This is a genomic window from Salmonella sp. NW645 (assembly GCF_051703725.1).
Classification (GTDB): Bacteria; Pseudomonadota; Gammaproteobacteria; order Enterobacterales; family Enterobacteriaceae; genus Salmonella; species Salmonella enterica.
In genome coordinates, this window is the sequence record NZ_JAMMKR010000007.1 from 45,014 (window position 1) to 71,223 (window position 26,210).

Consider the following 26,210-nt stretch of genomic DNA (forward strand, 5'->3'; position numbering starts at 1 on the left):
CATGGCTACGTTTATGACTGAAGATTTTCTACTTAAAAACGACATTGCCCGCACGCTGTACCATAAATACGCCGCGCCCATGCCGATTTATGACTTCCACTGCCATTTAAGTCCGCAGGAAATCGCCGACGATCGCCGTTTCGATAACCTCGGTCAGATCTGGCTGGAAGGCGACCACTATAAATGGCGAGCGCTACGAAGCGCAGGCGTGGATGAGTCGCTGATCACCGGCAAAGAGACCAGCGATTATGAAAAATATATGGCCTGGGCCAATACCGTACCAAAAACGCTGGGCAATCCGCTGTATCACTGGACGCACCTTGAACTACGCCGTCCATTTGGCATTACAGGTACGCTGTTCGGACCGGATACCGCGGAAAGTATCTGGACGCAGTGTAATGAGAAACTGGCGACGCCGGCCTTTTCCGCGCGCGGTATTATGCAGCAGATGAATGTGCGGATGGTCGGAACCACCGACGACCCGATAGATTCTCTGGAATATCACCGCCAGATAGCCGCCGACGACAGCATTGATATTGAAGTCGCGCCAAGCTGGCGCCCCGACAAAGTTTTCAAAATCGAACTGGACGGCTTTGTCGATTACCTGGGGAAACTGGAAGCGGCGGCAGATGTCAGCATTACCCGTTTCGACGATTTACGTCAGGCGCTCACTCGCCGTCTCGACCATTTCGCCGCCTGCGGCTGCCGCGCGTCGGATCATGGCATTGAAACGCTGCGATTTGCACCGGTGCCCGACGACGCGCAGCTTGACGCCATTCTGGGCAAACGTCTGGCTGGCGAAACGCTGAGCGAACTTGAGATCGCCCAGTTTACCACGGCGGTGCTGGTCTGGCTGGGCCGTCAGTACGCCGCGCGCGGCTGGGTGATGCAGCTACATATTGGCGCGATCCGTAACAATAATACCCGGATGTTCCGCCAGCTGGGGCCGGATACCGGCTTTGACTCCATTGGCGATAACAACATTAGCTGGGCGCTCTCCCGTTTGCTCGACAGTATGGATGTGACCAATGAACTGCCCAAGACTATCCTCTATTGCCTGAACCCACGTGATAACGAAGTCCTGGCGACCATGATCGGTAACTTCCAGGGGCCGGGAATTGCCGGAAAAGTGCAGTTTGGTTCCGGCTGGTGGTTTAACGATCAGAAAGACGGGATGCTGCGCCAACTGGAGCAACTGTCGCAAATGGGACTGTTAAGTCAGTTTGTCGGGATGCTGACCGACTCCCGCAGTTTCCTTTCTTATACGCGACATGAATATTTCCGTCGTATTCTCTGTAACCTGCTGGGACAGTGGGCGCAGGACGGAGAGATTCCTGATGATGAAGCGATGCTAAGCCGTATGGTTCAGGATATCTGCTTCAATAATGCCCAACGTTATTTCACGATTAAATAATCGCTATTAATCTGTGAGCACAGGTTTCAGGTATTCCGAGGGGCAGGAAGGCGGTAAGAGAGTGAGAAATTTAGCAGTAACGCACTTTTCCAGCCAAAGTCTGGCCGCCGATAAAAAGCAAAGAGGTTGCTGATTAATCCCGAATCACTTACTAAGGTAAGTGATTCGGGTGAACAAACACAGCCATCTTCTGCGTCATGCTTCTTTTCTCTGTCCGGAATAACTCCAGTGCAGAAAGTGCGATACATCAGTCCTGTTGATGATGGCTCCTGTTGGTTATACGGTAATAACTCATGACTTCACAGTGTGGTTTCTTTTAACAAATCGACAGCCAGCATTTCCAGCTGGTTAACCACCTCATTACTGGATCGCTCCATTCTGTCAAGTTCTTGCGACATCGCATTCATATCGCCTGCGGCAAAATAGTTCAGCGCAGAGTGACCAGCGGTATGCACCTCTTTATGCGGCGCTTCCAGACTACGGAAACTGTAGTAATTGCTAAACTGCTGCCCTTCGAAACCATAGTACCATTTCCCCAGCCGACACTGATCGTGCATCGTTATTTTACTGTTTATGTCTTTATTTAAGAGTAATTTGTAGACTTCCATTTTCCAGATAACATGGTCAACTTTGACAATATTCAAAAACTGCACCGTAGAGATGTACTGCATGACCGATTTCATGCTCAGCGATTTATCGATGACGATGCCAATAGACTCCACAATTTGATTTATGTTAGTCGTAATATTATCAATAACCGGCTGTTGGTTATCCAGCACCTCACTCACTCTGGCCGTATTATCTTTGATTACAGAGGTTAACGTACTGACGCTTTTCGAACTGTGTTTAACATCTTCGGACAGGTTTTTCACCTCTTTCGAAATAACGCTAAAACCACGCCCGGCATCCCCTACGCGCGCGGCCTCGATCGCGGAGTTAATCGCTATCAAATTGGTCTGGTTAGCGATCTTCTGTATCTCTTTAATACACGCATTAATTTGCGTTAAGGAGGTATTTAAGTCGCCCATACGACAGCCAATATCCGATGAAGTCGTGCCAATTTCGGTGATAAATTCCACGAGCGATTTTAATGAACTTCTGGCTTTATCATTCTGTTCGTTAAGTTCATTAATGCGTTCTTTTTCAATGTTGAGCTGCTCACAGGACTTAATGATGGCATTACGAATGATATCGATCGTCGAGATCCCCATCAGAATTTTTTGACACAATATCCGCTCATAAGGCTCAGGAGTATCCACCACCACGTCAGACGCATTAGCGCCAGATTCTGCTGGCGGCGGTATTTTTACAACATTATTATTCCAGTGGCGCAAGCCTAATACTTTTTTAAACATATACCATTCTCCTTATTATATGTGGACATCCTGATCTATGCCTGGATAAAGTATTATCAACTCATGCTAACATAATGAAAAATCGGCTGTCATCTGCCATAACCATACGTTCACCAGAATAAGACAAAACGTCCACTAAACTTAAATAATTACAGAGTAAACTATTCAACAATACTATTAATAGTCATAATGGAAGTCGCTTCACTTTATACGGAAATATTATTTACAAGGCTGACAATAATAGTTGAATAATAATTAACTGCATTTACTTAGGTGTATCTATATCTCAGCCCGAAGATTGCAGACAGGGTTTAAACGCAAACTTTTGCAATAGAAAAATAACCTAACGTAAACTTTTTATATGACCAATAATATCATTTGGACTCATCAATATATTATGCTGTCCGTTTACCAACCAAACAGGCATGACCTAAATCCAAAGGGATAGGGGCGGCGTAACCAGCCGCAAAAAGTATCGAGTAGTCGAAAATCAGGAAACGGATGCGCCAACGCGGCGAGCGTCACCGCCTGCGTCAGAAAAGTTAAGAATAATTTGTGATATTATTTCTCATATGTTACCAGTAAATGTCAGGCTGACAGCCGTTCGCTGGTAAACACAACAGGCGGGATATCGGCACCAACGCCGATATCCCGACGAGAATGACCCCGTTACGCTTTGATGACGATTAACGGTTCAATATCGCTCTCTTTTTTAATGACTAATGAATCATCGCCGCGCAGGCACGTACCGCCGTAGTTACCGCCCACGGTAAACGTACAGACCTGAATATACTTCCCGGCGACCTTCGGCAGGCACCACAACTGCTGATAGATATTTTTCTGCGTGGCGAACTTGCCGCTGGTTTTATCCAGGAGCTCTTCCTGATGGCTCACCAAATCAATATTACTACCGCAACGTCCGGCAATCGGTTTTACCGCATAGCCGGTCTGCACCAGCTCATCGTTAACGGTAAAATCCGTGTCGAGCAAATAGCGATGATGTGGGAAGAGCGACCACAGGATGGGCAGGATCGCTTTGTTACCCGGGATCACCGTCCACAGCGGTTCAAACACCAACACTTCCGGGCGCAGTAATACATCAATCAGCCGGACTTCATTTTCCGGGTGCCCGGTACGAATAGGCACTGCGGCGTACTCCGTCTCGCTGACTTCGCGTATCTGCTCCATCGCCGTTTCCCACGCCCAGGTTTTCCAGACACAATTCACCAGCCGTCCGTCGCCATCGATCAACTGCCCGGCGTCATCCCAGCGCAACTCGCCCAGCCCGCGGAGAATTTTGCTCGCGAAGCCGGCCTGATGCAGCGCCTGCTGCATAAACTGCGCGTGATAGTCCTCCTCGATATCATCATCCTGCATGATATGGACGAAAGGACGCGCTTTACTGTGTTTCCAGGCGCCTGCCAGCTCGTTAATTAAGCCCTCTGCCGGGTTATGCCCTTTACCGGTATAGCCCTGCTCAGCCCATTTTTCGAGAATTAATCCCGCTTCGGTATGGCATGATGCGGAATCGGCATTGTATTCATAGACTTTCAGCCCGCGTTCATCCATGCAGAAATCCATACGACCGGTGATCATATGGTGACGACGGCGCTGCCAGGAGAGACGCAGGCGCGGCCAAAGAATTTTGGGGATATCGAATAGCGCCAGCAGATTATCGTCTTTTAAAACTTTGTCCGTGGCGTGCAGGTACATCAAATGCAACTCATTGGTCGCTTTGATAAGCTCCTGTTCAGCGCTCTCGGTGATGGTAAAATACTGGTACGGGTCCTGATTGATAACGTGTCCGTTCGCCTGTACATAGGCTTTTTGTAACGGATCGCGCTCATCCAACCACTGACCGTCAAACTGACCTTTCTCTGGCAGTCTTGCGCCGCGAATCGCCAGCGACTGATTCGCGATGTCAGGCTGTGACAAACTGTATTGCGTGTCGTCGGTCTGGATCATCCAGCCTAAAATCGTCGTGTCATCAAAGGTGTCGCGCAGGGTGTAACACCCGTTTTCTACGACCATTTCCAGTTCGCGAGTCCACTGCTGCCCTGGCGGCAATGGCGTGTGGATAACGTTTTGCTCAGCAATACGAATTTTGTTATCCAGGAGTTGGGTGATAATCGCGACGTGCCCGGTTTCGTTAAACTCGCCGCCCTTTTGCCAGATGAGCAGCGCCCCGGCCTCCGGCGCGCGCGGCGAACCGTTCGGGAAGGCCTGCAAAGGCAAAATATTGTCATTCACGACCTCGCGCAGAAAACGCAGCGAGAAGATTTCCCAGGCCATGCCGACGTCAGTAAAAACAACGCCATAATTCAGAAAGAGAAAACGGCGGGCAAATTCCACGCACTGCCATTTATGCCCCATGTATTCATCGTCGATGTAGCTACGAAAAGCTGCGTCGTCGTCGTCCCACGGATCGAGGGAATTGTAATCTGAAGAGTAGATCGCTACGCCGCCGGGGGCGTAACCCAATAATGTCCCGAAGGGGGCATCCTGACTGGTGGTTCCTTTGCTCATGCACTTACCTCAAAACAAGACCGCCTGAGCAGCCTGGCGTAATTTCGCTCTGATTGTCTGCTCTGTGACACTAACCGGACAGAGGTCGACATAATCATACACCTCAATAAGGCACACTGAGGCCAGAAGGTTAAAATTTCACTCGCCGGAATGTCCCAATCGGTTAAATGTCCGGTTAGCAAGCTGCTACACTGCTTCAACACCACCACTGTGAAGGCAGGTCAATATGGCAGATAATACTTATCAACCCGCAAAAGTCTGGACGTGGGATAAATCCGGCGGCGGCGCGTTCGCTAACATTAATCGCCCGGTTTCCGGCCCGACGCACGACAAAACGCTGCCCGTCGGCAAACATCCGTTACAGCTTTATTCGCTGGGGACGCCTAACGGCCAGAAAGTGACCATTATGCTGGAAGAGCTCCTGGCGCTGGGCGTGACCGGCGCCGAATATGACGCCTGGTTGATTCGCATCGGCGAGGGCGATCAGTTCTCCAGCGGCTTTGTTGACATCAATCCGAACTCAAAAATCCCGGCGCTGCGCGATAACTCACACAACCCGCCGATTCGAGTTTTTGAGTCGGGCGCAATTCTTGTTTATCTGGCGGATAAGTTTGGCCATTTCCTGCCGCAGGATCTGGCTAAGCGCACAGAAACCCTTAACTGGTTGTTCTGGCTACAGGGCGCGGCGCCGTTCCTCGGTGGCGGTTTCGGTCATTTCTATCATTATGCGCCGGTAAAAATTGAGTACGCCATTAATCGCTTCACCATGGAAGCCAAGCGTCTGCTGGACGTGCTGGATAAGCAGTTAGCTCATCACCCGTATGTCGCGGGAGAAGAGTACACTATTGCCGATATGGCCATCTGGCCGTGGTTCGGCAACGTGGTGCTGGGGAATGTCTATGATGCAGCGGAGTTTCTGGATGCCGGAAGTTATCAAAACGTACAACGCTGGGCGAAACAGGTAGCCGAACGTCCGGCGGTAAAGCGGGGGCGCATTGTCAACCGGACCAACGGCCCATTGAACGAACAGCTTCACGAACGCCATGACGCCAGCGACTTCGAAAACCATACCGAAGATAAACGTCAAAGTTAAACCATAATGCCGGATGGGGTAGTAATGTCGTCATCCGGCATGGTATTCCCTGCTGACGCTTCGCTTATCAGTTCTGCGAGCGTGTCATATGCGGCGCTTCACTAAACCCATGTTGCATGAGAATCGACCTCGCCCGTGCTGATAGTAAAAAGTCGGCAAGCGTTTTTCCCTGCTCGCTCAGGCAGGCAAAGCCATATTCAGCCACGGGATTATAAGGTTCCGGGATATCAACCACTCGCAGCGAATTAACCAGCCGTAGCCTGGGAGCATAGCTGGCATAGCCGATAAAGATATCGGTGTAATCATGATTGATGAGCCATTCCGCCGCCAGCCGGCCCGCCGGTAACGGCAAAGTCTGCCTGCCGCCAACCAGCGCTACCGCGCGTTTTCGGACCGCTTCGCCTTCCTTGCCCATCCGCGAAAAAAGCTGTTGCGTATAATCGCCGGAAGGATCGCAACCTGCTGTTGAGGTGCCGATCCGCAGATCCCGCCGGGTTAACAGCGACAGCCAGTCCTCGCCTTCACGCATCGCCTGCGCCCGCACGCTCAGACACAAACGGTTCGTCGTAAAAGGCGCGACCCACAGCGCCCGCCCGCTTTCCAGCAGCGCCTGCGGATGCGCCAGGTTCGCCGAAGCAAAAAAGTCGCACGCTTCGCCCGCTTCGATGCGTTCACGTAACAACCCCGCCGGACCGAAATCACATACCGCATCCGCCTGAAACGCCGCCATTAGCTGCGGCCAGACGACACGCAAGCTCCCCGCAGCCAGTATTCGCATCACTGTACGCCCTGATAGTCAGTACGGTAAAAACGTTGATACCAGTCGTTAGCGGCCTTTTGCATGTCAATATCGTGGAATTTTTCCGGATAGAGTTTTTTCGCCATCCACAGTTCGCCGATTCCCACCGCCTCCGGCATCGGATATCCCCAGGCTTTGGCATAATCCGGCATCAGGTAAACCCGATGATGCTTCACCGCGTCAATGACCTGCCACTGGGGATTGTGCAGGATCTCATTGACGACCTTCGGATAGCGATTCTGGACAAAGATCACCTGTGGATCCCAGGCGATCACCTGCTCCATTGTCACCTGCTTAAAGCCTTTCACCGAGGATGCCGCTACATTCAGCGCCCCCGCATGGGCCATCATCAGACCGGTATATTTACCGGAACCGTAGGTGGTCAGCTCCGGATTCGCCATATAGGCGCGAACCCGCTCATTTTCAGGAACCGACTGCAAACGGTCGCTGACCATTTTGCGACCTTTATCCATCGCCTCAATCAGCGCTTTCGCCTCCTGCGGTTTATTGACGATATCGCCAATCAGCGTTATTCCTTCACGCAGCCCGCGGTTGTAAGCCTGCTCTTCATCGGCCAGGGTCGGGTTCATTTTAGCCTGCTCGCCAACAACATCATGGCGCAGCGAAATCGCCACCACCGGAATGCCAAGACGGCTGATCTTGTCGATCATCTCCTGCGGAGCGTAATTCGTGACAAACACCACCTGCGGGCGCAGCGCCACCAGTTTTTCAGGATCAACGTGCGTTAGATCGCCCAGCGAGGCTTTTTGCGCCAGTTCCGGCGCCAGACGCGCATAGCCGTCGCCTAATTGCTGTTTCCAGTTCGCCATGACCCCAACGATTTTGTCAGTGGCATTCATCTGTACAAGGAGATTGAGCGTTTGATGCTGGAGCACCACCACTCTGTCGACGGTGTCGGGAACCGTGACCTGGCGGCCAATTTGATCGGTAAAAGTACGCGCCGCTTGTGACATTAACGACCAGCAAAAAAGCAACGCCAGCAGAGAGAGCTGGCGCAAAAATTTATTCATAGGTTTCGCCCCACAATCGATATATAAATAATTATACAACGATTATAGAGCGATATAATAGAGGTGATTAAGGGATCACGCGCTGGTGATGTCGTACTCCATGCGGCGCAGCGCATCTAACGTGGCTTTCGCTTCGTCTTCGTCAATGATGCTCATCGCAAAACCAACGTGTACCAATACCCATTGCCCTATCAGCTCGGCTGGCTTACCTTCACAAATCAGAGCAATATTGACATCACGTTTGATGCCACACACTTCCACCTGCGCAAGCTGGTGAATATCATCTCCGACGGCCAGCACCTGACCGGGGACGCCAATACACATAATTAACCACCTGGAATAAAATGCGGGTTATTCGACCTCAATACTTTTTACTTTCAACGAATCGCCGGTATCCACCCGCAGGCGATCGCCATGACAATGCGGACATTGCGCGTCATGCCTGAGAATTTCCACCACCTGACTGCAATCCCAGCACCAGGCCTGGGCCGGTCTGTAGTCGATGTGCAATTCGCACCCTTGCGCTAAAGTCCCCTGGCAGGCGATGTCAAAGCTGAAACGAACCGCGCGCTCTTCAACGCACGAAAGCGCGCCTATCTCCAGCCATACGCCGGTGACGCGCGCCACGCCGTGCTGTTCTGCCTGCTGCTGAATAATTTCAACGGCGCTTTGGCAAAGAGACAGCTCATGCATTCTCACAGCTCCGACGGCCAAACAGCAACGCACGCCGGCTTGTCTGCGGCGCATCAGGATTGCTTACCGGCAGGGATAACAGCATCCGCGCGCAGTCATCCGCCAGCCGGACGCCCTCTTCCGGCGACAGGCTACGGGAAAGCGGCGACATCAACGAGCAGGCAAGATATTGCGAAACGCCTTCCAGTTCGCCAACGGTAAAGGTCATCGTGCCATAAGGCAGTTGCAGACCGAGTTTTTCACCGACGGTACGCCCGGGCCAGATCTGGTCCGGGCCAGGGAAGATTAATGCGCTTAACATCCACGGCGTAATTACCGTGCCCGTCCATTGTCCTTCAAACAACGTAAAATCAGAGACATGCACAGGCATAGTCGGATGCAGAAACGAAAGATCGTGCATCGAACGATGGGCTATCTCTTCAAACGCCGCCTGAACCCGGGCGACGGGCGCCGTGTCGAATCCGGAAAACGTTTCAGACATGCGCCGTCTCCTTAGGAATTGCTTCGACGCCGGATTCACGCAGCGCAGCAAGAACCTGCTCAAGCGCAGGTTCAATCATCGCCTCGACGGTTGGCGTTAAGCCGATGTGCGGTTCCAGCGACTGTGGAATAACGCCGACCAGGGTCAGTTTCTTCGGAAACTCGCCGGTAAAGCGGAGGGCCGACAATACGTCGGCCAGTCCAAGCTGATGGGGGGAGATTTTGTTGGTGAACAGCGCCGGAACTTCATCGTCGCGCAGTACCATAATGGTTCCCGGCGCGTTCTTTTTCGACACGATGGCGTCGGCAATGATCAAATGATCCCGACTCGCCATATCGCCAAGAAGTTCCATTCCCGCCGTACCGCCATCCAGAATCTCAACGAAATCCGGCAGGGTGTATCGTTGCTCTAACGCTTCAACAATACGTACCCCGATGGCTTCATCGGTCAGCAAAATATTGCCGACCCCTAAGACTAATATCCGCATTACAAAACCTTCACCGAGACCACTTCATTGCCATCGGCGTCCACCACGTGCACCGCGCACGCCATGCAAGGGTCGAAGGAATGGATGGTACGTACCACTTCCAGCGGCTTCGCCGGATCGGCGATCGGCGTACCGACCAGCGACTGTTCGTACGGCCCCACGTCATCGTTGAAGTTACGCGGACCTGAGTTCCAGGTCGATGGCACCACCGCCTGATAGTTACTGATAATGCCGTCTTTAATCACCATCCAGTGAGACAGCATACCGCGCGGCGCCTCCAGGAAGCCCACGCCTTTGAACTCGCCCGTCGCCGGAATGTTCGGCTTCACAAACGTGGTGTAATCGCCTTTGCCGATATTTACAATCAGCGCGTTGTATTGATCCTGCAATACGTTTTGCAGTTCACAACAGTGAACGGTACGCCCGATGATACGACCCAGCGTAGAGTGAAGTTGCGCCATTTCCAGCGTTTTGCCGGTCAGCTTCTGATAAAGCGCAATGATTTCATTGAGTTTGGTCTGCGTGGATTCACGGCCTGCAGCCAGTTTACACAGCATGTTCGCCAGCGGCCCGACTTCAACGGTTTTGCCGTAGAATGTCGGCGACTTGACCCACGAGTATTTACCGTCATCCGACCAACCGTCGTAAGCCGGGATCGTAGTGCCTTCCCACGGCGCCTGCGGCGCTTCATCTTTATACCAGGCGTGCTTCGCGCTCTCCTGAATACCTTTAATCAGAAACTCGTCGGAGTGAGAGGTGATTGGACGGTATGTCGACAGATCGGCATTGGTAATGTAACCGCCCGGGAACAGGAAACTACCGTTTTTACCGTCGGTCGGGAATTCTGGCGCGCTCAGGTAGTTCACCGCGCCTTTGCCGCGCTCCAGCCATTCCGGATAGTAGGCCGCGATGACTGCGGTATCCACTTTATACACCTGCTCGACAAAATCGCTCAGCTTATCGATAAACGATTTGATGTACATCAGGCGTTCAAGGTTCAACGTACCGATGCTGTCGAGATTGATCGGGTTCGCCACCCCACCGACCGCCAGGTTCTGGATATGCGGCGATTTACCGCCCAGCAACGCCACCACGCGGTTAGCGTCACGCTGACATTCCAGCGCCTGCAGATAGTGGGCGACCGCAATCAGGTTGACCTCCGGCGGTAACTGCATTGCCGGGTGCCCCCAGTAGCCATTGGCGAAAATACCTAACTGACCGCTGGCGACAAGATCCTTGATCTTGTTCTGAACTTTCGTGAACTCTTGCGCGCTGTTCAGGTGCCAGCTCGACACGCCATCCAGCATCGCGGAGGCTTTTTCCGGATCGGCTTTCAGCGCAGAGGTAATGTCCACCCAGTCCAGAGCAGAGAGCTGGTAGAAATGGACAATGTGGTCATGGGTGGTATGCGCCGCCAGAATAATATTACGGATATACTGCGCGTTGACGGGAACATCAATATTCAGCGCGCTTTCCGCCGCACGAACGGAGGAGATCGCGTGAGTTGTCGTACAAACGCCGCAAATACGCTGCACAATCATCCACGCATCGCGCGGATCGCGGTTCTTCACGATCTCTTCCATACCGCGCCACATGGTGCCGGACGCCCATGCTTTGGATACGACGCCGTTCTCAATTTCGCAGTCAATGCGTAAATGACCCTCAATACGGGTTACCGGATCAATAGTAATTCTCTGGCTCATGCTTTGCTCGCCTCATGACGATTATGATCGTTTTGTTTTAAAGGAGGAAGTATCGGCAGTAGACGAATGAGTACGATGTATGCACAAATCTCAATAGCCACAAAACCAATAGAAATCAACAATTCTTCCCAGGTTGGGAAGTAGTGGTAGCCGCCACCCGGGTTGAATGCCACCAGCGAATAGGTCAGACGCCACGTCGCGCAGCCCAACAGCGCGCTCAGCGCCGACAGGTACAGCATACGAGAGTCATTACGCAGTTTCGCCACACGCAGCACCACTAACGGGAAGACCATCAGGACGACTTCAATCCAGAACATAGCGGAGTAAAAATCGCCGGCAAACGCATAGGACAGCTTGTCGCGATAAATCAGTTCGCCAAAGCGCAGGACGACGAAAATCGCCAGCAGCACGCTGATGGTATTCGTCAGCTTAACAAACAAATTTTTCTCATCCGGACCGTTTCCTTTCAGGCCTGCCTGAACCAGCGAACCCTCAAATATGACAATGGAGAAGCCCATGATAAACGCGGTCAGAACCGAGAACAGCGGCAGCATTTCATAGCTTTGCCATAGCGGATGCACTTTATAGCCCGCCGAGATCATCAATGACCCCATTGAGGACTGGTGCATCGTCGGCAGCAGCGCGCCCAGCGCGATAATAAAGAACATCACCTTATTCAGACGCTTGAGCGACACTTTCCAGCCCAGACGTTCAAACAGGGCAGGCGCAAACTCCAGCGCCATCACGCCGATGTAGATGGTCATACAGACCGCCGTCTCAAACAGTACCGAGTTCACGTTGAAGTGACCTGGAATGTAGAAGTACGGCAGGTTCCAGTAACGACCGACGTCGATAGTGATCGACAGGCCGCCCAGCGAGTAACCAAACAAGCTTGCCAGCAACGCCGGGCGCACCAACGGATGGTATTGCCCACGGTTAAAGACATACACCGCCCATGCCAACGCCCAACCGCCGCAGGCAAAGCCGGTGCCGATCAACAGGTCAAAGGCAATCCAGACGCCCCACGGGAAACCGCCGTTCAGGTCGGAAACGGAGCCCAACCCGAAGACCAGACGCTTCACGATAAGGAGCATACACAGGACGATTAACGGTCCAAAAATAATGACCGGTTTACTGATGATTTTTCCGCCCAGCGGTTTTGGATCATGACTCATGATCGTCTCCTCCATCGTGATGGTCGTTTTTGCTATTACGACGAACCAGCACGGTTAAGCCCGCCAGCGCAGCCAGGGGTAGTATCATGCCTTTATAAAGCGTGTGTTGAACATGCTCGGAGCGCGCTCCGGTTGAAAGGTCATCCAGCTTCGGCAGATCCAGATCTTCATAAGGAACGCCTGTCAGCACCAGCACCTGAGTACCACCGCCCTCTTTTTCACCGTAGAGGTGTGGGTAGTATTTAGGCACCGTATGCAGATAGGTGTCGTCCGTTTTCAACGTCTGGCGCGGATAGTGATATTCACTGCCTGGTTTGAGGGCCAGACGTTTTTTCGCTTCCGCCATCAGCTCTTCACGAGTACCGAAAATGACGGCCCCTGCCGGACAAACTTCCACGCACCCAGGCAAACCGCCTTTATCCAGACGCTCAACGCCTTTCTGGTTACACAACTCACACTTGTGAAGCGCGCCAAACGGGTTGTTGTAGTCGTACTTAGGTACGTTGTACGGGCAGGCGACCATACAGTAACGGCAGCCGGTGCAGACATCTTTGTCATAGTGGACGATGCCGGTTTTCGGATCTTTTTTCAGCGCCGACACCGGACAAACGGAAACGCAGTTAGGATCGACGCAGTGCATACACTGTTTCTTGATGTAGGCATAGCCGTTCTCTTCCTGATCTTTGTTCACGCCCGTGCCGCTACGCCATACCTGGATAATGTTATTGGTATACGGCGACAGTTTGTCGTTGTTCGACCAGGTCTGCTCCCCTTCCGGGTTACGCGCCGGGAAGTTGATATCCTGACACTTTGTGACGCAGGCCTGACAGCCCACGCACAGAGTGGAGTCATACAGCATGCCCAGCGAACCTGGAATCGGCGGACGGTTTTCTGCAGCCGCATGGCTGACAGACGGCGCGGCGCCCAACAGCAATGCTCCACCGGAGGCTGCTTTAATAAAGTCACGTCTGTTCACGGTTATTCTCCCCGTGAGTCAGCGTTATCTTTCTTTTGCTGACGCCCCAGTTCACGTACCGCCATCACGCTGACGCCGGCAACCAGACCGACTACGCCGCCAAGCAGACCGACAGCGCCCGCAGAGATATTGCCGCCTTCTTTCATATTGACGTCAGGTTTCTCTGAACGCGGAGTTTGGTTTTCGACATGAGCAAGCTGGTGAATGCCCTTATGGAAGCCGATACCTTCTTCGTTACAGCCATAGCAAGGATGACCGATCGCCACTGGCCAAACGCCGCCAACGTCACAGAACTGTAACGTAGAACAGTTGCCCCAGGTTTCCGGCCCTTTACAGCCAAGATGGTAGAGACACCAGCCCTGACGGTGGCCTTCGTCGCCAAATTCTTTGGCAAAACGGCCTGCGTCGAAGTGTGGACGACGTTCGCAATGCTCATGAATCAGACGGCCATAGGCAAAGGTTGGACGATTTTTCGTATCCAGCTTCGGCGGCGTGCCGTAAGTGATGATATGCGCGACGGTCGCTAGGAAGTTATGCGGGTTTGGCGGACAACCTGGAATATTGATAACCGTTTTGCCCGGTAAGACTTCCTGCAGACTGACAGCGCCGGTTGGGTTTACGCCAGCCGCAGCAACGCCGCCCCATGCCGAGCAGGAACCGATAGCGATAATCGCGGCTGCGCCGTCGGCGGCTTTGCGGATGTGATCCACGATCGGCTCGCCGGCAACCATGCAGTAGATACCGTTATCTTTTAGTGGGATAGAACCATCCACCACCAGAACATATTGCCCTTTATACTTCTCCAGAGCGTTATGTTTGTTTTCTTCGACCTGGTGACCGAATGCGGCGGAAAGTACCTCGTGGTATTCCAGAGAGATGGTCTCCAGAACGAGGTTTTCAACGGTTGGGTGTGTAGCACGAAGCAGTGATTCGGTACAACCGGTACACTCCTGAGCGCCAATCCAGATAACGGGCGGACGCTGTGGATTGGATACCGATTCTGCCATTTCTGCGGCGGCTTTGCTACTGAGCCCCATAGTAGCGGCCAGTGCTGCACAAAGCTTCATGAAATCACGACGGTTAATGCCGTGAGAAGTGATGAGAGTATTATCTCCAGTCATTTTATAGTTATTCCGTTACGAAGACCTGGCTTTTATTTTGCACTGTTCGCGAAGAAGTTATTGCGATCGGTACGCCATTTACCACACTTTTTTTATGGTTATGTGCGCCATAATACTTCGACGGAACAGTAAAACGAAGGGAAGAGGCGATAGTGTAATTAATTAAAGCAAGATAATACCCCTGTTGGATCAACCTTCGAGTCGATAACCGGCCATAAAGAAGCGAACCGCCATCCCGGAATGATTCTCTTTAAAGAAATCCATCACCATTTCTTTATCCAGACCATAGCGACGCGTCAGAATTCCGGCCTCCCACGCGCTAAGTTGACGATCGCCGGTCTTTTCGAACATACGGTGTGTAAAACCTAATACAAAGCCACGTTTATACTCAGAACAGAAATTCACCGCATGATGCGCGCTATATGCATATGGCGCGTGCAACCCGGCCATTAAGCCTTTCCCAAAATGATTATTCATCTGACCTCCTCAATCGCTATATAATAAATTATATAGCGATTGATTAAATGAAGACCAGCGCATTACGCGCTTTTTTGCTTCACATCAGAAAGAAACCCATTCATCAGTAGACTGTGCGGGAGCCGACGCCATTCTCTGAACGCCAGGCGCCGCTTTCGCCGTTACGCGTTGTTGCGGCTCACTAGCGGAAAGCCGGAACTGCTGTACGGAGCGTTGCAAATCCTCCGTCTGCCGTTCCAGCGCCGCCGCCGCCGCGGAAACCTGCTCAACCAGCGCGGCGTTTTGTTGCGTAACGCTATCCATTTGCGTGATCGCCACGCCAACCTGAGAGATACCTTTACTCTGATCTTCGGAGGCGGATGCGATCTGTTTCATAATCGTCGTCACTTCCGTGACGCCGCGCAGGATGGCTTCCATCGTCGCGCCGGTCTCCTGGACCAACTGCGCGCCCTGCGCTACGCGACGTACCGATTCGCCAATTAAGGCTTCAATTTCTTTCGCCGCCCCCGCGCTGCGGCTGGCCAGGTTACGTACCTCACCGGCGACCACCGCGAAGCCGCGTCCCTGCTCGCCCGCTCTGGCCGCTTCTACCGCTGCATTCAAGGCCAGAATATTGGTCTGGAAAGCAATACTATTAATTACGGTAGTAATTTCGGCGATCTGCTGCGAACTGGCGGAAATACCGTCCATTGTTTCTACCACATCGGAAACCAGTTCACCGCCTTTTCCTGCCGTTAGCGAGGCGGCATCCGCAAGCTGACTCGCCTGGCGAGCGTGTTCGGCGTTCATTTTCACCGTTGCGGTAAGCTGTTCCATGCTGGCGGCAGTTTCTTCCAACGCAGCGGCCTGTTCTTCCGTTCGGGAAGAGAGATCGTTATTACCGGTAGAAATTTCCGTCGCGCCGCGCCAGATATTGTCGCTTCCGGCGCGGATCGTACTCACGGCTTCGCGTAAACTGTCCTGCATCGCGCGCAGTAGCGGCACCAACCGGCCTACGCAGTTACGCCCCAACGCTTCAATCGGCTGGCTAAGATCGCCTTGCGCGATACGCTGAAACTGCTGACGGATGCGCTCCAGCGGTTTCACCATCATTGCAACCAGATAGCGATCGGTAAAAATCAGGATGGCAATGCCCAGAATCACCGCCGTGATAAGCAGGATGCGGATGGTATAAGTTTTACCATCGACCATCACGCGGGTGTTATCCAGCATGGCGCCAGCTTCATGACTAAACCGTTCCGCGCTGGCACCGAACGCGCGGCTGAGTGCGGGCGTGACCGTACTGGCATGTTCGCTCCAGGCGGTCAGCGATCCTTGCTGCGCCAGCTGCATTTGAGGAACGACGCCTTTCTCCAGCAAGGCCTGCCAGTTGGACAAGACCTCCCTTGAGATATCAGGGTTCATCGGCCCTGGCGATAGCGCTTTCATCTCCTCCAGCTTCTGACGCATATTCTCGAGCGACTGCCGGGCGGGCGCAAAATCGGGCGTGCCGCCGCCGATTTTTACATCCATCGCGCGGCTAAGGCGGGTAACAAAGCGGAAATATTGATCGTTACCCTGGCTTAGCACCGTCATTTGCCGCACAAGATGCCGGTCAATATCATTTCCTTCCGAAACTTCGGATAAAGCATGGACGCTGTATAACCCCACCCCCGACCAGAGTAGACAAAAAAGTCCCAGTATCGTCAGCATGACCATACGAATAGTAAAGTTTTGCAGCAAACGCATATGAATTTCCTTGCTGAATATAAGAGATTAGTCATCAGACGATGACGCACTCTCGTTATCGGCAAGGCGCGGAGAATATATAATGCATTCTCCATTTTTTTACAGTTATCGCCGTTCACGTACCCGTAGATGTTATATATCTGTGAACGCAGAGAAAATCTTTCAGTCTTATTACTGAGTAAATGAATAGATGTAGTAAAAATATTGCGTAAGACTGCAGGGAGACGGTTATCTACCGCTAAAGAAGCGCTGTTTTACAGCCGGGCTCAGCGTCCTTTGCCCGGCTGCCCCGCCGTTGACGGCGGCTCAATGGTTATGCCGCGTCAATCTGTCCAGATAGCCCATCACGAATGCCGACAGGACAAAGGTCAGATGAATGATGACATACCACATTAATTTGTTATCCGGGACGTTTTTCGCGTCCATAAACACGCGTAACAGGTGAATGGAAGAGATAGCGACTATCGATGCCGCCACCTTATTTTTTAGCGAAGTCGCATCCATTTTCCCCAGCCAGTTCAGCTTCTCCTTGCCCGCAGAGATATCCAGCTGAGAGACAAAATTCTCATACCCGGAGAACATGACCATTACCAGCAATCCGCCAACCAGCGTCATATCAACCAGCGATAACAGCACCAGGATCAGATCGGCCTCCGCCAGGGCAAAAACGTTCGGCAGAACGTGTAGAATTTCCTGGAAAAATTTTAGCGCTAAAGCGATCAGCGCCAAAGAGAGGCCAAAATACACTGGCGCGAGCAGCCAGCGAGACGCATACATTACATTTTCAAGAAAGCGTTCCATAGGGACCTGTCAGGTAACTAAAATCAGCAACAGTATATCTCAACCATGCAACATCAGATCAACATGCCAGTTAAATCTCATCCGGTTTAACCTGTGGACGCTGATATTCCGGCCATACCAGCGCGACCAATGCCGGGTAGGCCTCAAGACTGAACTCCCGAAAACACTGACGTAAATTCAGGACGTCCAAATCCGAATACGGCACCTTTTCTCCGTTCAGACAACGCTTCTTAATATTGTCGTAATACTTATAAACGGCAGAGTTAAGGTCGCTGCAACGACGCTGTGCGTCAAATAATCCAGGCGTTTCATTCAACTCAGTCATTGTCATTCGTTTTATCGTTGCATGAAGGAAATCGATATATTCATGGTTAACGCGCCAGTACCATACCGGCGTTATCGAATTCATTAATACTGAGAAATGATCTTCGCCCTCTTCCTTTGTCATGGGTTCAGTTTGATTTAAATTTACGATTTTTCCACCAGGACGTTTTTTATTAACCTCCCACATCAGGAAGAGTATCGCGCCGGTCAGTAATAGCAATATAATAACAGAATAAAAAATACTGTTCATAGCAGGCTCCATTTTTTTTGATTTTAAAATTACACCATGTTATTGTCAACGAAACCTACACTATTAAAAATAGTATACCACTGATCGTAAAGGATATTTAGTCATGCTTCCTGAGCATCTGGTTTCCTCTCATTTTCGCCTGTCATCGCCGCCCCCTGAAGCCACAGAAAACAGTAAAAATTTGCCTAAGGGAAAGACAAAACTCAGCGATTACGAGCCCGATATTTTAATTAGCGCTAACGCTGCCGGGCAACACAGAAACGTATTATTTGAAGAACGCGACCGTCATATTAAAGAACGTCTGTATTGTGTGGCTAAAATTGAAACGTTTGCCCGCCTGATAAACGCACTACAGGCAGAAGGCGATATTGATGCCCAAATGCTAAGTAAAATACTGGCGGATAAAACCGCAATGATAAATGAAAAAGGCAATGCCATTTGGCTTAATTTAATCACTCGCGAAACCAATATGCCGCTATTTTATTCACTGGAAGATAAAGATGAAAGAAGTTGAAGACAATAACGTTTATTTGGCTTTAGACAACCATAAAAGTGATGAATTTATCTTAAAGCAAAATCTTGCAGCGCTAATCGCCAGTAAAAATGCCACCCTGGAAAAGGTAACGCAGGAGGTGGTATCCATACCGGCGGCGTTAGTACGCCTGAAGTGGCAAAACCGACGGGAGATGTATGCGTTACAGGTCAAAGAGGAGATTTATGGCGCGACCATCAATGCCATTATCGAGCAGCATCCTGAATTACGAGACAAAATTATGTCTCGTCTTGAAAGTGACTGGCAGCATCTGCTGGCTCGCGAGACGGCAACCTTACGTCTGATGCGTAAGCTTTCCGATGGCGACTACCGGACGCGCAACGTCACCACCGTCGCACGGCAAGAAAAATAACCTTCATGGCTAGTTAACTCTGTTGTGAATACGGGTGAAGCATAAGGATCGTTCTGATTCTCCCTCTTACGGTAGTAAAAGTGTCTACGCTTAAAGGGTGTTCAACCTGAAGGGAGAAGCTCAATGTCTCATCTATACGACCCTACCACGCAGTATTACACCGGCGAGTATCCTAAGCAAAAACAGCCGGCGCCCGGCGTCCAGGCGAAAATGACGCCTGTTCCTGACTGTGGTGAAAAAAGTTATGTCGGCAGTGGTCGCCTTAAAGATCGTAAGGCGCTGGTGACAGGGGGCGACTCCGGGATTGGGCGCGCTGCCGCTATCGCTTACGCGCGTGAAGGCGCAGATGTCGCGATCAACTATCTGCCAGCGGAAGAAGAGGACGCCCAGCAGGTTAAAGCGCTGATTGAGGGGTGCGGCCGTAAAGCGGTGTTATTGCCAGGCGATCTTAGCGACGAATCTTTCGCCCGTTCGCTGGTCCATAAGGCGCGTGAAGCGCTGGGCGGTCTGGACATTCTGGCGCTGGTGGCCGGTAAACAGACGGCAATCCCGGAGATAAAAGATCTGACCAGCGAGCAATTTCAGCAAACCTTCGCCGTTAACGTTTTTGCCCTGTTCTGGATAACCCAGGAAGCAATTCCGCTGCTGCCAAAAGGCGCCAGTATTATCACAACGTCGTCTATCCAGGCGTATCAGCCCAGTCCGCACCTGCTGGATTATGCGGCAACCAAGGCGGCAATCCTCAATTACAGCCGTGGCCTGGCGAAACAGGTGGCGGAAAAAGGAATTCGTGTGAATATTGTCGCGCCTGGCCCTATCTGGACAGCGCTGCAAATTTCCGGCGGTCAAACCCAGGATAAAATTCCGCAGTTTGGTCAGCAGACGCCAATGAAGCGGGCCGGCCAACCTGCAGAGCTGGCGCCGGTGTATGTCTATCTGGCAAGCCAGGAATCCAGTTACGTTACCGCAGAAGTGCACGGCGTGTGCGGCGGGGAACATTTAGGCTAACGCATGAAGTCGATTAAGATGGCGCACTTCTGTTACGCAAAGCGCCACTTTAGGCAATAAAAAAGCCGGGTGGCGACTTCGCCTTACCCGGCCTACAGCGTCAGCAGAATACTTATTTCGCTTTCGCGGTCTCTTCGCCGACCAGACCAATCTTGAGATAGCCCGCCTGATGCAGCATATCCATCACTTTCATCAGGGTTTCATACTCTACGGTTTTATCCGCGCGGAAGAAAATCGTAGTATCCTTTTTCCCTTCCGTCAGGGCCGTTAGCTCGGCAATCATCGTATCATCCGTCACCGGATCGTTACCGATAAACATGGTGTTATCCGCTTTCACCGACAGATAAACCGGTTTTTCCGGACGCGGCTGTGGCGTACTGGTAGAAGCGGGCAGATTCACCTTGACGTCTACCGTCGCCAGCGGCGCAGCCACCATAAAGATAATCAGCAGAACCAACATGACATCGATAAACGGCGTCACGTTGATTTCATGCATTTCGCCGTTGTCATCCAGGTTCTCGTTAAGACGCATTGCCATGACGCATTACCCTACCCGTAATTTCTGCGCGGCGCGTACCGGCTGCGCACTGGCGCTCGCATTCAGATCGAGATCGCGGCTTTGCAGCAGCAATACCTGCGCCGCCACGTCGCCCAGCGTCGCTTTGTAACTGCCTATCTGACGTGCGAAGATGTTGTAAATGACGACCGCCGGGATCGCGGCTACCAGCCCAATCGCCGTCGCCAGCAGCGCTTCCGCAATACCAGGAGCAACCACCGCCAGGTTGGTGGTCTGCGTTTGCGCAATACCGATGAAGCTATTCATAATGCCCCATACGGTGCCAAACAACCCGACGAAGGGGGAAATGGCGCCGATCGTCGCCAGATAACCGTTGCCTCGTCCCATGTAGCGGCCAACTGCCGCGACGCGACGTTCCAGACGGAAGCCGGTACGTTCTTTAATCCCTTCGTTATCTTCGCTGCCCTGAGAGAGTTCCAGTTCATTCTGCGCTTCATTGATGAGCTGTGCGCTGAGGCTTTTTGCGCTGAAACCTGCCGCAATGTCGGAAGCCTGATCTAAGGAGCGCGCATCGGCTAATTGCAATTGTTCGCGCTTTAAGCGGCGCTTTTGCGTGAAAAATTCAACGCTTTTACTGAAGAAGATAGCCCAGGTGACGACTGACGCCAGAATCAAACCAATCATCACGCACTTCACGACAATATCGGCGTGCTGATACATGCCCCAGACGGAAAGATCCGTCTGCATCAAATTATTACCCACTCTGTATCTCCAGGACGCAAATCACAAAATCTGAGCATAATAATATCAAAACAACGTCGAATTGATAGTCGTTCTCATTACTATTTACATACTGCCGCACCTTTACTGCTTTTTCTTTGCGCTTACGCATTAAAAAAGCCACCTGTTTTTATTTTGGCAAAATTTTCATCTGTATCACACGTCGCCAGGGTGCAGATGGTTATATTCATGCTAGTTTAGACATCCAGACGGTTAAAATCAGGAAACGCAACATGACGGATAAACAGTTGGATACCAAACTGGTAAACGCAGGACGCAGCAAAAAATACACGCTTGGCTCAGTGAATAGTGTGATTCAACGCGCTTCTTCACTGGTGTTTGACACCGTCGAGGCCAAAAAACACGCTACCCGCAATCGCGCCAACGGCGAATTATTTTACGGACGCCGGGGAACGCTGACCCACTTTTCGCTCCAGGAAGCCATGTGTGAACTGGAAGGCGGCGCCGGATGCGCGCTCTTCCCGTGCGGCGCGGCGGCGGTCGCCAACACCATTCTGGCGTTCGTTGAGCAGGGCGACCACATCCTGATGACCAACACAGCCTATGAACCCAGCCAGGATTTCTGCAGCAAAATTCTCGGCAAACTGGGCGTGACGACAAGCTGGTTCGACCCGCTCATCGGCGCTGATATCACGCAACATATTCAGCCGAACACGAAAGTCGTATTTCTGGAATCCCCCGGTTCTATTACCATGGAAGTACATGATATTCCGACCATTGTTAGTGCGGTCAGACGCGTCGCGCCAGAAGCCGTCATCATGATTGATAATACCTGGGCGGCTGGCGTTCTGTTCAAAGCTCTGGAATTCGATATTGATATCTCTATCCAGGCGGGCACTAAGTATCTGATTGGTCATTCTGATGCGATGGTCGGTACTGCCGTTGCAAATGCGCGCTGCTGGGAACAATTGCGGGAAAACGCCTATCTGATGGGGCAAATGCTCGACGCCGACACGGCTTATATGACCAGCCGCGGTCTGCGCACGCTCGGCGTCCGACTGCGCCAGCATCAAGAAAGCAGCCTCAAAATCGCCGCGTGGCTGGCGAACCATCCTCAGGTCGCGCGCGTTAATCATCCGGCCCTGCCGGGTAGCAAAGGTCATGCGTTCTGGAAACGAGACTTTACAGGCAGCAGCGGTCTGTTCTCCTTTGTGCTCAATAAAAAGCTGACCGAGGCAGAATTATCTGCCTATCTGGATAACTTTTCGCTGTTCAGTATGGCCTACTCCTGGGGAGGCTACGAATCGCTGATTATTGCTAATCAGCCGGAACAGATCGCCGCGATTCGTCCCGCAGGCGGCGTAGATTTTACCGGTACGCTGGTTCGGGTGCATATTGGTTTAGAGAGTGTTGATGATTTGATCGCTGATTTAGCCGCCGGCTTCGCCAGAATTGTGTAAAGTTGCCGGGGATGGACATATATGCAGACAATTTCCGTGGAAAAGTCTGCGTTTGTTGCGTCCGGGATCAAGGCATCCCGGACGATTCAGGAGTACAATAGGCAGATAAAAGCGTAAATGCTGTTCCACAGGAAAGTTCATGGCTGTCATTCAAGATATTATCGCTGCGCTCTGGCAACATGATTTTGCCGCGCTGGCGAATCCACACGTTGTTAGCGTCGTCTACTTTGTCATGTTCGCCACGCTATTTTTAGAAAACGGTCTGCTGCCAGCGTCATTCTTACCTGGCGATAGTCTGCTACTACTGGCAGGCGCGTTGATCGCCCAGGATGTGATGCATTTTTTGCCGACGATTGGCATTCTCACCGCCGCGGCCAGTCTCGGCTGCTGGCTAAGTTATATCCAGGGACGCTGGCTCGGTAATACGCGTACCGTCAAAGGCTGGCTGGCGCAGCTTCCGGCAAAATATCATCAGCGCGCCACCTGCATGTTTGACCGTCACGGTTTGTTAGCGTTACTTGCCGGGCGCTTTCTGGCGTTTGTCCGCACTCTGCTGCCAACAATGGCGGGTATTTCCGGCCTGTCCAACCGCCGGTTTCAGTTTTTTAACTGGTTAAGCGGCCTGCTGTGGGTGACTGTCGTGACCAGCTTCGGCTACGCGCTCAGTATGATCCCGTTTGTTAAGCGCCATGAAGACCAGGTAATGACATTTTTAATGATCCTTCCCGTCGCGCTACTGGTCGCCGGGCTGTTAGGTACGCTGGTCGTGGTGATTAAAAAGAAATACTGTAACGCCTGACGTATCCATAATCGGCCAGGATGGCCCGGTTACGCTTCGTTGCCCCGTGGCGGGATGCCCCACTTAGCTCCCTTGCATTGTCCGCATTCTTGCCGCATCTTCGCCCGGCGTAACGCCAAAATAACGTTTAAACTCCCGGCTAAACTGCGATGCGCTCTCATAGCCGACCCGCATCGCCGCGGCGCTGGCCTTCATACCGTCGTGAATCATCATCATCCGCGCTTTATGCAGTCGGTAGCTTTTTAAATACTGCAACGGCGAGGTGCTGGTGACCGCCTTAAAATTATGGTGAAACGCCGACACGCTCATGTTCGCTTCTGCCGCCAGTTGCTCAACATTCAGGTTCTCGGTGTATTTCATTTCGATCTGTTTAAGTACGCGACTGATCAGGCTAAAGTGCGTCTGGCGACTAACCAGTGCAAGCAGCGCCCCGCCGCGCGGTCCCATCAGCACATGATAAAGAATTTCGCGAATAATCTGTTTTCCTAGAATCCGCGCATCCAGCGGGCGCTCCATCACATCCAGCAATCTTTCCACCGCGCATAAAATCTCGTCCGACAGCGTGGCGGAGTTAATCCCACTGGCCGCCATCGGCAACTGGAAACGCTCATCTTCGCCAATGTCCATGAGCAACTCTTGCAGTTGCAGCACATCAATGTCGAGCCGAATACCGGCCAGCGGTACCTCGGGCGTCGCCCAGGTCTCGCATTCAAAAGGGAGCGGCACGGTCAGTAAGAGATATTCATTAGCGTCATAACGAAACTTGCGCTTGTTAATATAGCCAATTTTATGACCGGAAAAGAGAAATATGATGCCAGGCTGATACATGACCGGCGTGCGCGGCCCCGGTTCAACACCATACAACAGACGAATGCCCGCCAGCTGCTCGCTGATTATTTTATCATTATTTTTTAAATGATTAATTTTATCAGCCAACTGTAAGCAAATTGCTTCACGATTCATAACGCGCCATTTTTTCATCAAATCCACTCCGCTGGATTGTGCGCATTTTTAGCGATTTTCTCCAGCATTCTGGAGAAATAGGCAAAACATTGGCAGAAATGTGCATTGAGAGACATCCCTCACAAGACCACAATGATGGCCATCAGGCAGACAGCCGCCTGCCCTCTTTTTACCCACATAAGGGAATGAGCAATGAACAATTTCAAATTACATACCCCTACCCGCATTCTGTTTGGTAAAGGCGCTATCGTCGATCTCCGCGATCAGATCCCGCAGGACGCCCGCGTGCTGATTACCTATGGCGGCGGTAGCGTGAAAAAGACCGGCGTACTGGCGCAAGTTCAGGAAGCGTTAAAAGGACTGGATGTTCGGGAGTTTGGCGGTATTGAACCGAACCCGTCCTATGAAACGCTGATGAAGGCCGTGCAGCTTGTGCGCGACGAAAATATTACCTTTCTGCTGGCCGTTGGCGGCGGTTCCGTACTGGACGGCACCAAATTTATCGCCGCAGCGGCGCAATATACGGACGGCGTCGATCCGTGGCACATTCTGGAAACCGGCGGTACTGAGATTCGTAGCGCAATCCCGATGGGGTCTGTGCTGACCCTACCGGCAACCGGCTCAGAATCGAACGCCGGCGCAGTCATTTCCCGTAAAACCACTGGCGACAAACAAGCCTTCCACTCCTCGTTCGTGCAACCGGTGTTTGCCGTACTGGACCCGGTCTACACCTATACATTGCCGCCGCGCCAGGTTGCGAACGGCGTCGTGGATGCTTTCGTCCATACCGTTGAGCAGTACGTCACTTACCCGGTTAACGGCAAAATTCAGGATCGTTTCGCCGAAGGTATTTTACTCACACTGATCGAAGAAGGTCCCAAAGCGCTGCAAGAGCCTGAAAACTATGACGTCCGCGCTAACGTGATGTGGGCCGCTACTCAGGCGTTAAATGGCCTGATTGGCGCTGGTGTTCCGCAGGACTGGGCGACGCATATGCTGGGCCATGAGCTTACCGCGATGCACGGTCTCGATCATGCCCAGACGCTGGCTATCATTCTGCCTGCGCTATGGAACGAAAAACGAGCCGTTAAACGCGCAAAACTCCTGCAATATGCTGAACGTGTATGGAATATCACCGACGGTTCCGACGACGAGCGTATTGATGCCGCCATTGCCGCCACCCGCCGTTTCTTTGAACAGATGGGCGTGCCTACCCACTTGTCCGATTACGGTCTGGATGGCAGCACTATTCCGGCGCTACTGGCTAAACTTGAGGCGCATGGATGCACAAATTTAGGTGAAAATCAGGATATTACGCTGGATGTCAGCCGTCGGATTTATGAAGCAGCGCGCTAAGGTTTTTTCGCCTCTGACTTTCGTTTT

The 26,210-nt window shown here is 52.0% G+C and carries 27 protein-coding genes; 8 read left to right on the forward strand and 19 right to left on the reverse strand.

All coding sequences use genetic code 11. The features are described from left to right. Position 1 precedes the first annotated feature (1 nt). A complete protein-coding gene (uxaC, locus tag NA389_RS15735) occupies positions 2 to 1,414 on the forward strand; it encodes a glucuronate isomerase (protein WP_000190181.1) in 1,413 nt (470 codons plus the stop codon). Positions 1,415 to 1,713: 299 nt separating this feature from the next. Here the strand turns inward: uxaC and NA389_RS15740 are convergent, their stop codons facing one another. Both NA389_RS15740 and gss read right to left on the reverse strand, forming a co-directional pair. After that, positions 1,714 to 2,769 carry a methyl-accepting chemotaxis protein gene (locus NA389_RS15740; protein ID WP_000475253.1) on the reverse strand — a complete coding sequence of 352 codons (1,056 nt, stop codon included), beginning with the start codon at positions 2,767 to 2,769 and terminating at the stop codon, positions 1,714 to 1,716. Between the two features lie 669 nt (positions 2,770 to 3,438). Then, positions 3,439 to 5,295: a bifunctional glutathionylspermidine amidase/synthase gene (gene gss / locus NA389_RS15745; protein ID WP_000033690.1), complete on the reverse strand. Its 1,857-nt coding sequence runs from the start codon at positions 5,293 to 5,295 to the stop codon at positions 3,439 to 3,441. A gap of 226 nt (positions 5,296 to 5,521) precedes the next feature. On the opposite strand from gss, the gene yghU reads away from it, so the two are divergent. Beyond that, a complete protein-coding gene (gene yghU / locus NA389_RS15750; protein ID WP_000774852.1) occupies positions 5,522 to 6,388 on the forward strand; it encodes a glutathione-dependent disulfide-bond oxidoreductase in 867 nt (288 codons plus the stop codon). A 67-nt stretch (positions 6,389 to 6,455) separates the two neighbouring features. Here yghU and NA389_RS15755 read toward each other — a convergent pair whose 3' ends face one another. The 14 genes from NA389_RS15755 to NA389_RS15820 all read right to left on the reverse strand — a co-directional run bounded on the left by NA389_RS15755 (position 6,456) and on the right by NA389_RS15820 (position 18,434). Continuing rightward, the gene (locus tag NA389_RS15755; RefSeq protein WP_001543521.1) at positions 6,456 to 7,166 is read right to left on the reverse strand and encodes a molybdate ABC transporter substrate-binding protein; all 711 of its coding nucleotides are present in this window, start codon (positions 7,164 to 7,166) and stop codon (positions 6,456 to 6,458) included. Beyond that, positions 7,166 to 8,218 (reverse strand): ABC transporter substrate-binding protein, encoded by a 1,053-nt coding sequence (locus NA389_RS15760; protein WP_001032024.1) that lies wholly within the window; start codon positions 8,216 to 8,218, stop codon positions 7,166 to 7,168. Before NA389_RS15760 ends, NA389_RS15755 begins: the two co-directional genes overlap by 1 nt. Positions 8,219 to 8,293: 75 nt before the next feature. After that, positions 8,294 to 8,542 (reverse strand): hydrogenase maturation factor HybG, encoded by a 249-nt coding sequence (gene hybG, locus NA389_RS15765; RefSeq protein ID WP_000334890.1) that lies wholly within the window; start codon positions 8,540 to 8,542, stop codon positions 8,294 to 8,296. A 27-nt stretch (positions 8,543 to 8,569) separates the two neighbouring features. Next, the gene (gene hypA, locus NA389_RS15770; RefSeq protein WP_000544945.1) at positions 8,570 to 8,911 is read right to left on the reverse strand and encodes a hydrogenase maturation nickel metallochaperone HypA; all 342 of its coding nucleotides are present in this window, start codon (positions 8,909 to 8,911) and stop codon (positions 8,570 to 8,572) included. Then, positions 8,904 to 9,392, reverse strand: coding sequence for a hydrogenase-2 assembly chaperone (gene hybE, locus NA389_RS15775; RefSeq protein WP_000004951.1), 489 nt, complete (start codon positions 9,390 to 9,392; stop codon positions 8,904 to 8,906). Before hybE ends, hypA begins: the two co-directional genes overlap by 8 nt. Then, the gene (locus tag NA389_RS15780; protein ID WP_001221962.1) at positions 9,385 to 9,879 is read right to left on the reverse strand and encodes a HyaD/HybD family hydrogenase maturation endopeptidase; all 495 of its coding nucleotides are present in this window, start codon (positions 9,877 to 9,879) and stop codon (positions 9,385 to 9,387) included. Before NA389_RS15780 ends, hybE begins: the two co-directional genes overlap by 8 nt. After that, complete coding sequence (gene hybC / locus NA389_RS15785; RefSeq protein WP_000083045.1) at positions 9,879 to 11,582, reverse strand: hydrogenase 2 large subunit; 1,704 nt, start codon at positions 11,580 to 11,582, stop codon at positions 9,879 to 9,881. The genes NA389_RS15780 and hybC overlap by 1 nt, the downstream gene beginning before the upstream one ends. After that, a complete protein-coding gene (hybB, locus tag NA389_RS15790; RefSeq protein ID WP_000017678.1) occupies positions 11,579 to 12,757 on the reverse strand; it encodes a Ni/Fe-hydrogenase cytochrome b subunit in 1,179 nt (392 codons plus the stop codon). The genes hybC and hybB overlap by 4 nt, the downstream gene beginning before the upstream one ends. Then, a complete protein-coding gene (hybA, locus tag NA389_RS15795) occupies positions 12,747 to 13,733 on the reverse strand; it encodes a hydrogenase 2 operon protein HybA (RefSeq protein ID WP_001081721.1) in 987 nt (328 codons plus the stop codon). Before hybA ends, hybB begins: the two co-directional genes overlap by 11 nt. Positions 13,734 to 13,735: 2 nt before the next feature. After that, entirely contained in the window at positions 13,736 to 14,854 is a 1,119-nt protein-coding gene (gene hybO, locus NA389_RS15800) for a hydrogenase 2 small subunit (protein ID WP_000145431.1), read from the reverse strand. A 189-nt stretch (positions 14,855 to 15,043) separates the two neighbouring features. Continuing rightward, positions 15,044 to 15,331, reverse strand: coding sequence for a DUF2623 family protein (locus NA389_RS15805; RefSeq protein WP_001059119.1), 288 nt, complete (start codon positions 15,329 to 15,331; stop codon positions 15,044 to 15,046). An 84-nt stretch (positions 15,332 to 15,415) separates the two neighbouring features. Continuing rightward, entirely contained in the window at positions 15,416 to 17,059 is a 1,644-nt protein-coding gene (locus NA389_RS15810) for a methyl-accepting chemotaxis protein (RefSeq protein ID WP_001238427.1), read from the reverse strand. Positions 17,060 to 17,365: 306 nt separating this feature from the next. Next, entirely contained in the window at positions 17,366 to 17,860 is a 495-nt protein-coding gene (locus NA389_RS15815; protein ID WP_000439335.1) for a TIGR00645 family protein, read from the reverse strand. 70 nt (positions 17,861 to 17,930) lie between these two features. Continuing rightward, positions 17,931 to 18,434, reverse strand: a complete 504-nt coding sequence (locus tag NA389_RS15820; RefSeq protein WP_001084409.1) for an ESA_00282 family adhesion-associated protein — start codon at positions 18,432 to 18,434, stop codon at positions 17,931 to 17,933. Positions 18,435 to 18,537: 103 nt separating this feature from the next. On the opposite strand from NA389_RS15820, the gene NA389_RS15825 reads away from it, so the two are divergent. From NA389_RS15825 to NA389_RS15835, 3 genes are all read left to right on the forward strand, one after another. Further along, positions 18,538 to 18,948 carry a hypothetical protein gene (locus NA389_RS15825; protein WP_000936443.1) on the forward strand — a complete coding sequence of 137 codons (411 nt, stop codon included), beginning with the start codon at positions 18,538 to 18,540 and terminating at the stop codon, positions 18,946 to 18,948. Beyond that, entirely contained in the window at positions 18,935 to 19,339 is a 405-nt protein-coding gene (locus tag NA389_RS15830) for a hypothetical protein (protein WP_000665656.1), read from the forward strand. The genes NA389_RS15825 and NA389_RS15830 overlap by 14 nt, the downstream gene beginning before the upstream one ends. A gap of 123 nt (positions 19,340 to 19,462) precedes the next feature. Next, entirely contained in the window at positions 19,463 to 20,347 is an 885-nt protein-coding gene (locus NA389_RS15835; RefSeq protein WP_000019037.1) for an SDR family oxidoreductase, read from the forward strand. Positions 20,348 to 20,459: 112 nt separating this feature from the next. On the opposite strand, the gene exbD is transcribed toward NA389_RS15835, so the two are convergent. Both exbD and exbB read right to left on the reverse strand, forming a co-directional pair. Then, positions 20,460 to 20,885 (reverse strand): TonB system transport protein ExbD, encoded by a 426-nt coding sequence (gene exbD / locus NA389_RS15840; RefSeq protein ID WP_001251476.1) that lies wholly within the window; start codon positions 20,883 to 20,885, stop codon positions 20,460 to 20,462. 6 nt (positions 20,886 to 20,891) lie between these two features. Then, on the reverse strand, positions 20,892 to 21,626 hold the full coding sequence (exbB, locus tag NA389_RS15845; RefSeq protein ID WP_000527859.1) for a tol-pal system-associated acyl-CoA thioesterase: 735 nt from the start codon (positions 21,624 to 21,626) through the stop codon (positions 20,892 to 20,894). A gap of 251 nt (positions 21,627 to 21,877) precedes the next feature. On the opposite strand from exbB, the gene metC reads away from it, so the two are divergent. After that, positions 21,878 to 23,065: a cystathionine beta-lyase gene (gene metC / locus NA389_RS15850; RefSeq protein WP_000130270.1), complete on the forward strand. Its 1,188-nt coding sequence runs from the start codon at positions 21,878 to 21,880 to the stop codon at positions 23,063 to 23,065. 139 nt (positions 23,066 to 23,204) lie between these two features. Then, the gene (gene yghB, locus NA389_RS15855) at positions 23,205 to 23,864 is read left to right on the forward strand and encodes a DedA family general envelope maintenance protein YghB (protein ID WP_000268441.1); all 660 of its coding nucleotides are present in this window, start codon (positions 23,205 to 23,207) and stop codon (positions 23,862 to 23,864) included. Positions 23,865 to 23,927: 63 nt separating this feature from the next. On the opposite strand, the gene NA389_RS15860 is transcribed toward yghB, so the two are convergent. Beyond that, a complete protein-coding gene (locus NA389_RS15860) occupies positions 23,928 to 24,827 on the reverse strand; it encodes an AraC family transcriptional regulator (RefSeq protein ID WP_024133738.1) in 900 nt (299 codons plus the stop codon). Positions 24,828 to 25,019: 192 nt separating this feature from the next. Between NA389_RS15860 and yqhD the strand changes: the two genes are divergently transcribed. After that, entirely contained in the window at positions 25,020 to 26,183 is a 1,164-nt protein-coding gene (gene yqhD / locus NA389_RS15865; protein ID WP_001058716.1) for an alcohol dehydrogenase, read from the forward strand. Positions 26,184 to 26,210 lie beyond the last annotated feature (27 nt).

What these genes read in the sequence shown, in the direction of transcription:
- yghU (WP_000774852.1), top strand. Translation starts at nt 5,522, where the DNA reads ATGGCAGATAATACTTATCAACCCGCAAAAGTCTGGACGTGGGATAAA.
- hybO (WP_000145431.1), bottom strand. Translation starts at nt 14,854, where the DNA reads ATGACTGGAGATAATACTCTCATCACTTCTCACGGCATTAACCGTCGT.
- NA389_RS15755 (WP_001543521.1), bottom strand. Translation starts at nt 7,166, where the DNA reads ATGCGAATACTGGCTGCGGGGAGCTTGCGTGTCGTCTGGCCGCAGCTA.
- NA389_RS15815 (WP_000439335.1), bottom strand. Translation starts at nt 17,860, where the DNA reads ATGGAACGCTTTCTTGAAAATGTAATGTATGCGTCTCGCTGGCTGCTC.
- hybB (WP_000017678.1), bottom strand. Translation starts at nt 12,757, where the DNA reads ATGAGTCATGATCCAAAACCGCTGGGCGGAAAAATCATCAGTAAACCG.
- NA389_RS15740 (WP_000475253.1), bottom strand. Translation starts at nt 2,769, where the DNA reads ATGTTTAAAAAAGTATTAGGCTTGCGCCACTGGAATAATAATGTTGTA.
- hybE (WP_000004951.1), bottom strand. Translation starts at nt 9,392, where the DNA reads ATGTCTGAAACGTTTTCCGGATTCGACACGGCGCCCGTCGCCCGGGTT.
- uxaC (WP_000190181.1), top strand. Translation starts at nt 2, where the DNA reads ATGGCTACGTTTATGACTGAAGATTTTCTACTTAAAAACGACATTGCC.
- NA389_RS15780 (WP_001221962.1), bottom strand. Translation starts at nt 9,879, where the DNA reads ATGCGGATATTAGTCTTAGGGGTCGGCAATATTTTGCTGACCGATGAA.
- hypA (WP_000544945.1), bottom strand. Translation starts at nt 8,911, where the DNA reads ATGCATGAGCTGTCTCTTTGCCAAAGCGCCGTTGAAATTATTCAGCAG.
- NA389_RS15820 (WP_001084409.1), bottom strand. Translation starts at nt 18,434, where the DNA reads ATGAACAGTATTTTTTATTCTGTTATTATATTGCTATTACTGACCGGC.
- NA389_RS15825 (WP_000936443.1), top strand. Translation starts at nt 18,538, where the DNA reads ATGCTTCCTGAGCATCTGGTTTCCTCTCATTTTCGCCTGTCATCGCCG.
- yghB (WP_000268441.1), top strand. Translation starts at nt 23,205, where the DNA reads ATGGCTGTCATTCAAGATATTATCGCTGCGCTCTGGCAACATGATTTT.
- NA389_RS15810 (WP_001238427.1), bottom strand. Translation starts at nt 17,059, where the DNA reads ATGCGTTTGCTGCAAAACTTTACTATTCGTATGGTCATGCTGACGATA.
- NA389_RS15805 (WP_001059119.1), bottom strand. Translation starts at nt 15,331, where the DNA reads ATGAATAATCATTTTGGGAAAGGCTTAATGGCCGGGTTGCACGCGCCA.
- NA389_RS15835 (WP_000019037.1), top strand. Translation starts at nt 19,463, where the DNA reads ATGTCTCATCTATACGACCCTACCACGCAGTATTACACCGGCGAGTAT.
- hybG (WP_000334890.1), bottom strand. Translation starts at nt 8,542, where the DNA reads ATGTGTATTGGCGTCCCCGGTCAGGTGCTGGCCGTCGGAGATGATATT.
- NA389_RS15760 (WP_001032024.1), bottom strand. Translation starts at nt 8,218, where the DNA reads ATGAATAAATTTTTGCGCCAGCTCTCTCTGCTGGCGTTGCTTTTTTGC.
- exbD (WP_001251476.1), bottom strand. Translation starts at nt 20,885, where the DNA reads ATGGCAATGCGTCTTAACGAGAACCTGGATGACAACGGCGAAATGCAT.
- metC (WP_000130270.1), top strand. Translation starts at nt 21,878, where the DNA reads ATGACGGATAAACAGTTGGATACCAAACTGGTAAACGCAGGACGCAGC.
- yqhD (WP_001058716.1), top strand. Translation starts at nt 25,020, where the DNA reads ATGAACAATTTCAAATTACATACCCCTACCCGCATTCTGTTTGGTAAA.
- hybC (WP_000083045.1), bottom strand. Translation starts at nt 11,582, where the DNA reads ATGAGCCAGAGAATTACTATTGATCCGGTAACCCGTATTGAGGGTCAT.
- NA389_RS15860 (WP_024133738.1), bottom strand. Translation starts at nt 24,827, where the DNA reads ATGAATCGTGAAGCAATTTGCTTACAGTTGGCTGATAAAATTAATCAT.
- NA389_RS15830 (WP_000665656.1), top strand. Translation starts at nt 18,935, where the DNA reads ATGAAAGAAGTTGAAGACAATAACGTTTATTTGGCTTTAGACAACCAT.
- gss (WP_000033690.1), bottom strand. Translation starts at nt 5,295, where the DNA reads ATGAGCAAAGGAACCACCAGTCAGGATGCCCCCTTCGGGACATTATTG.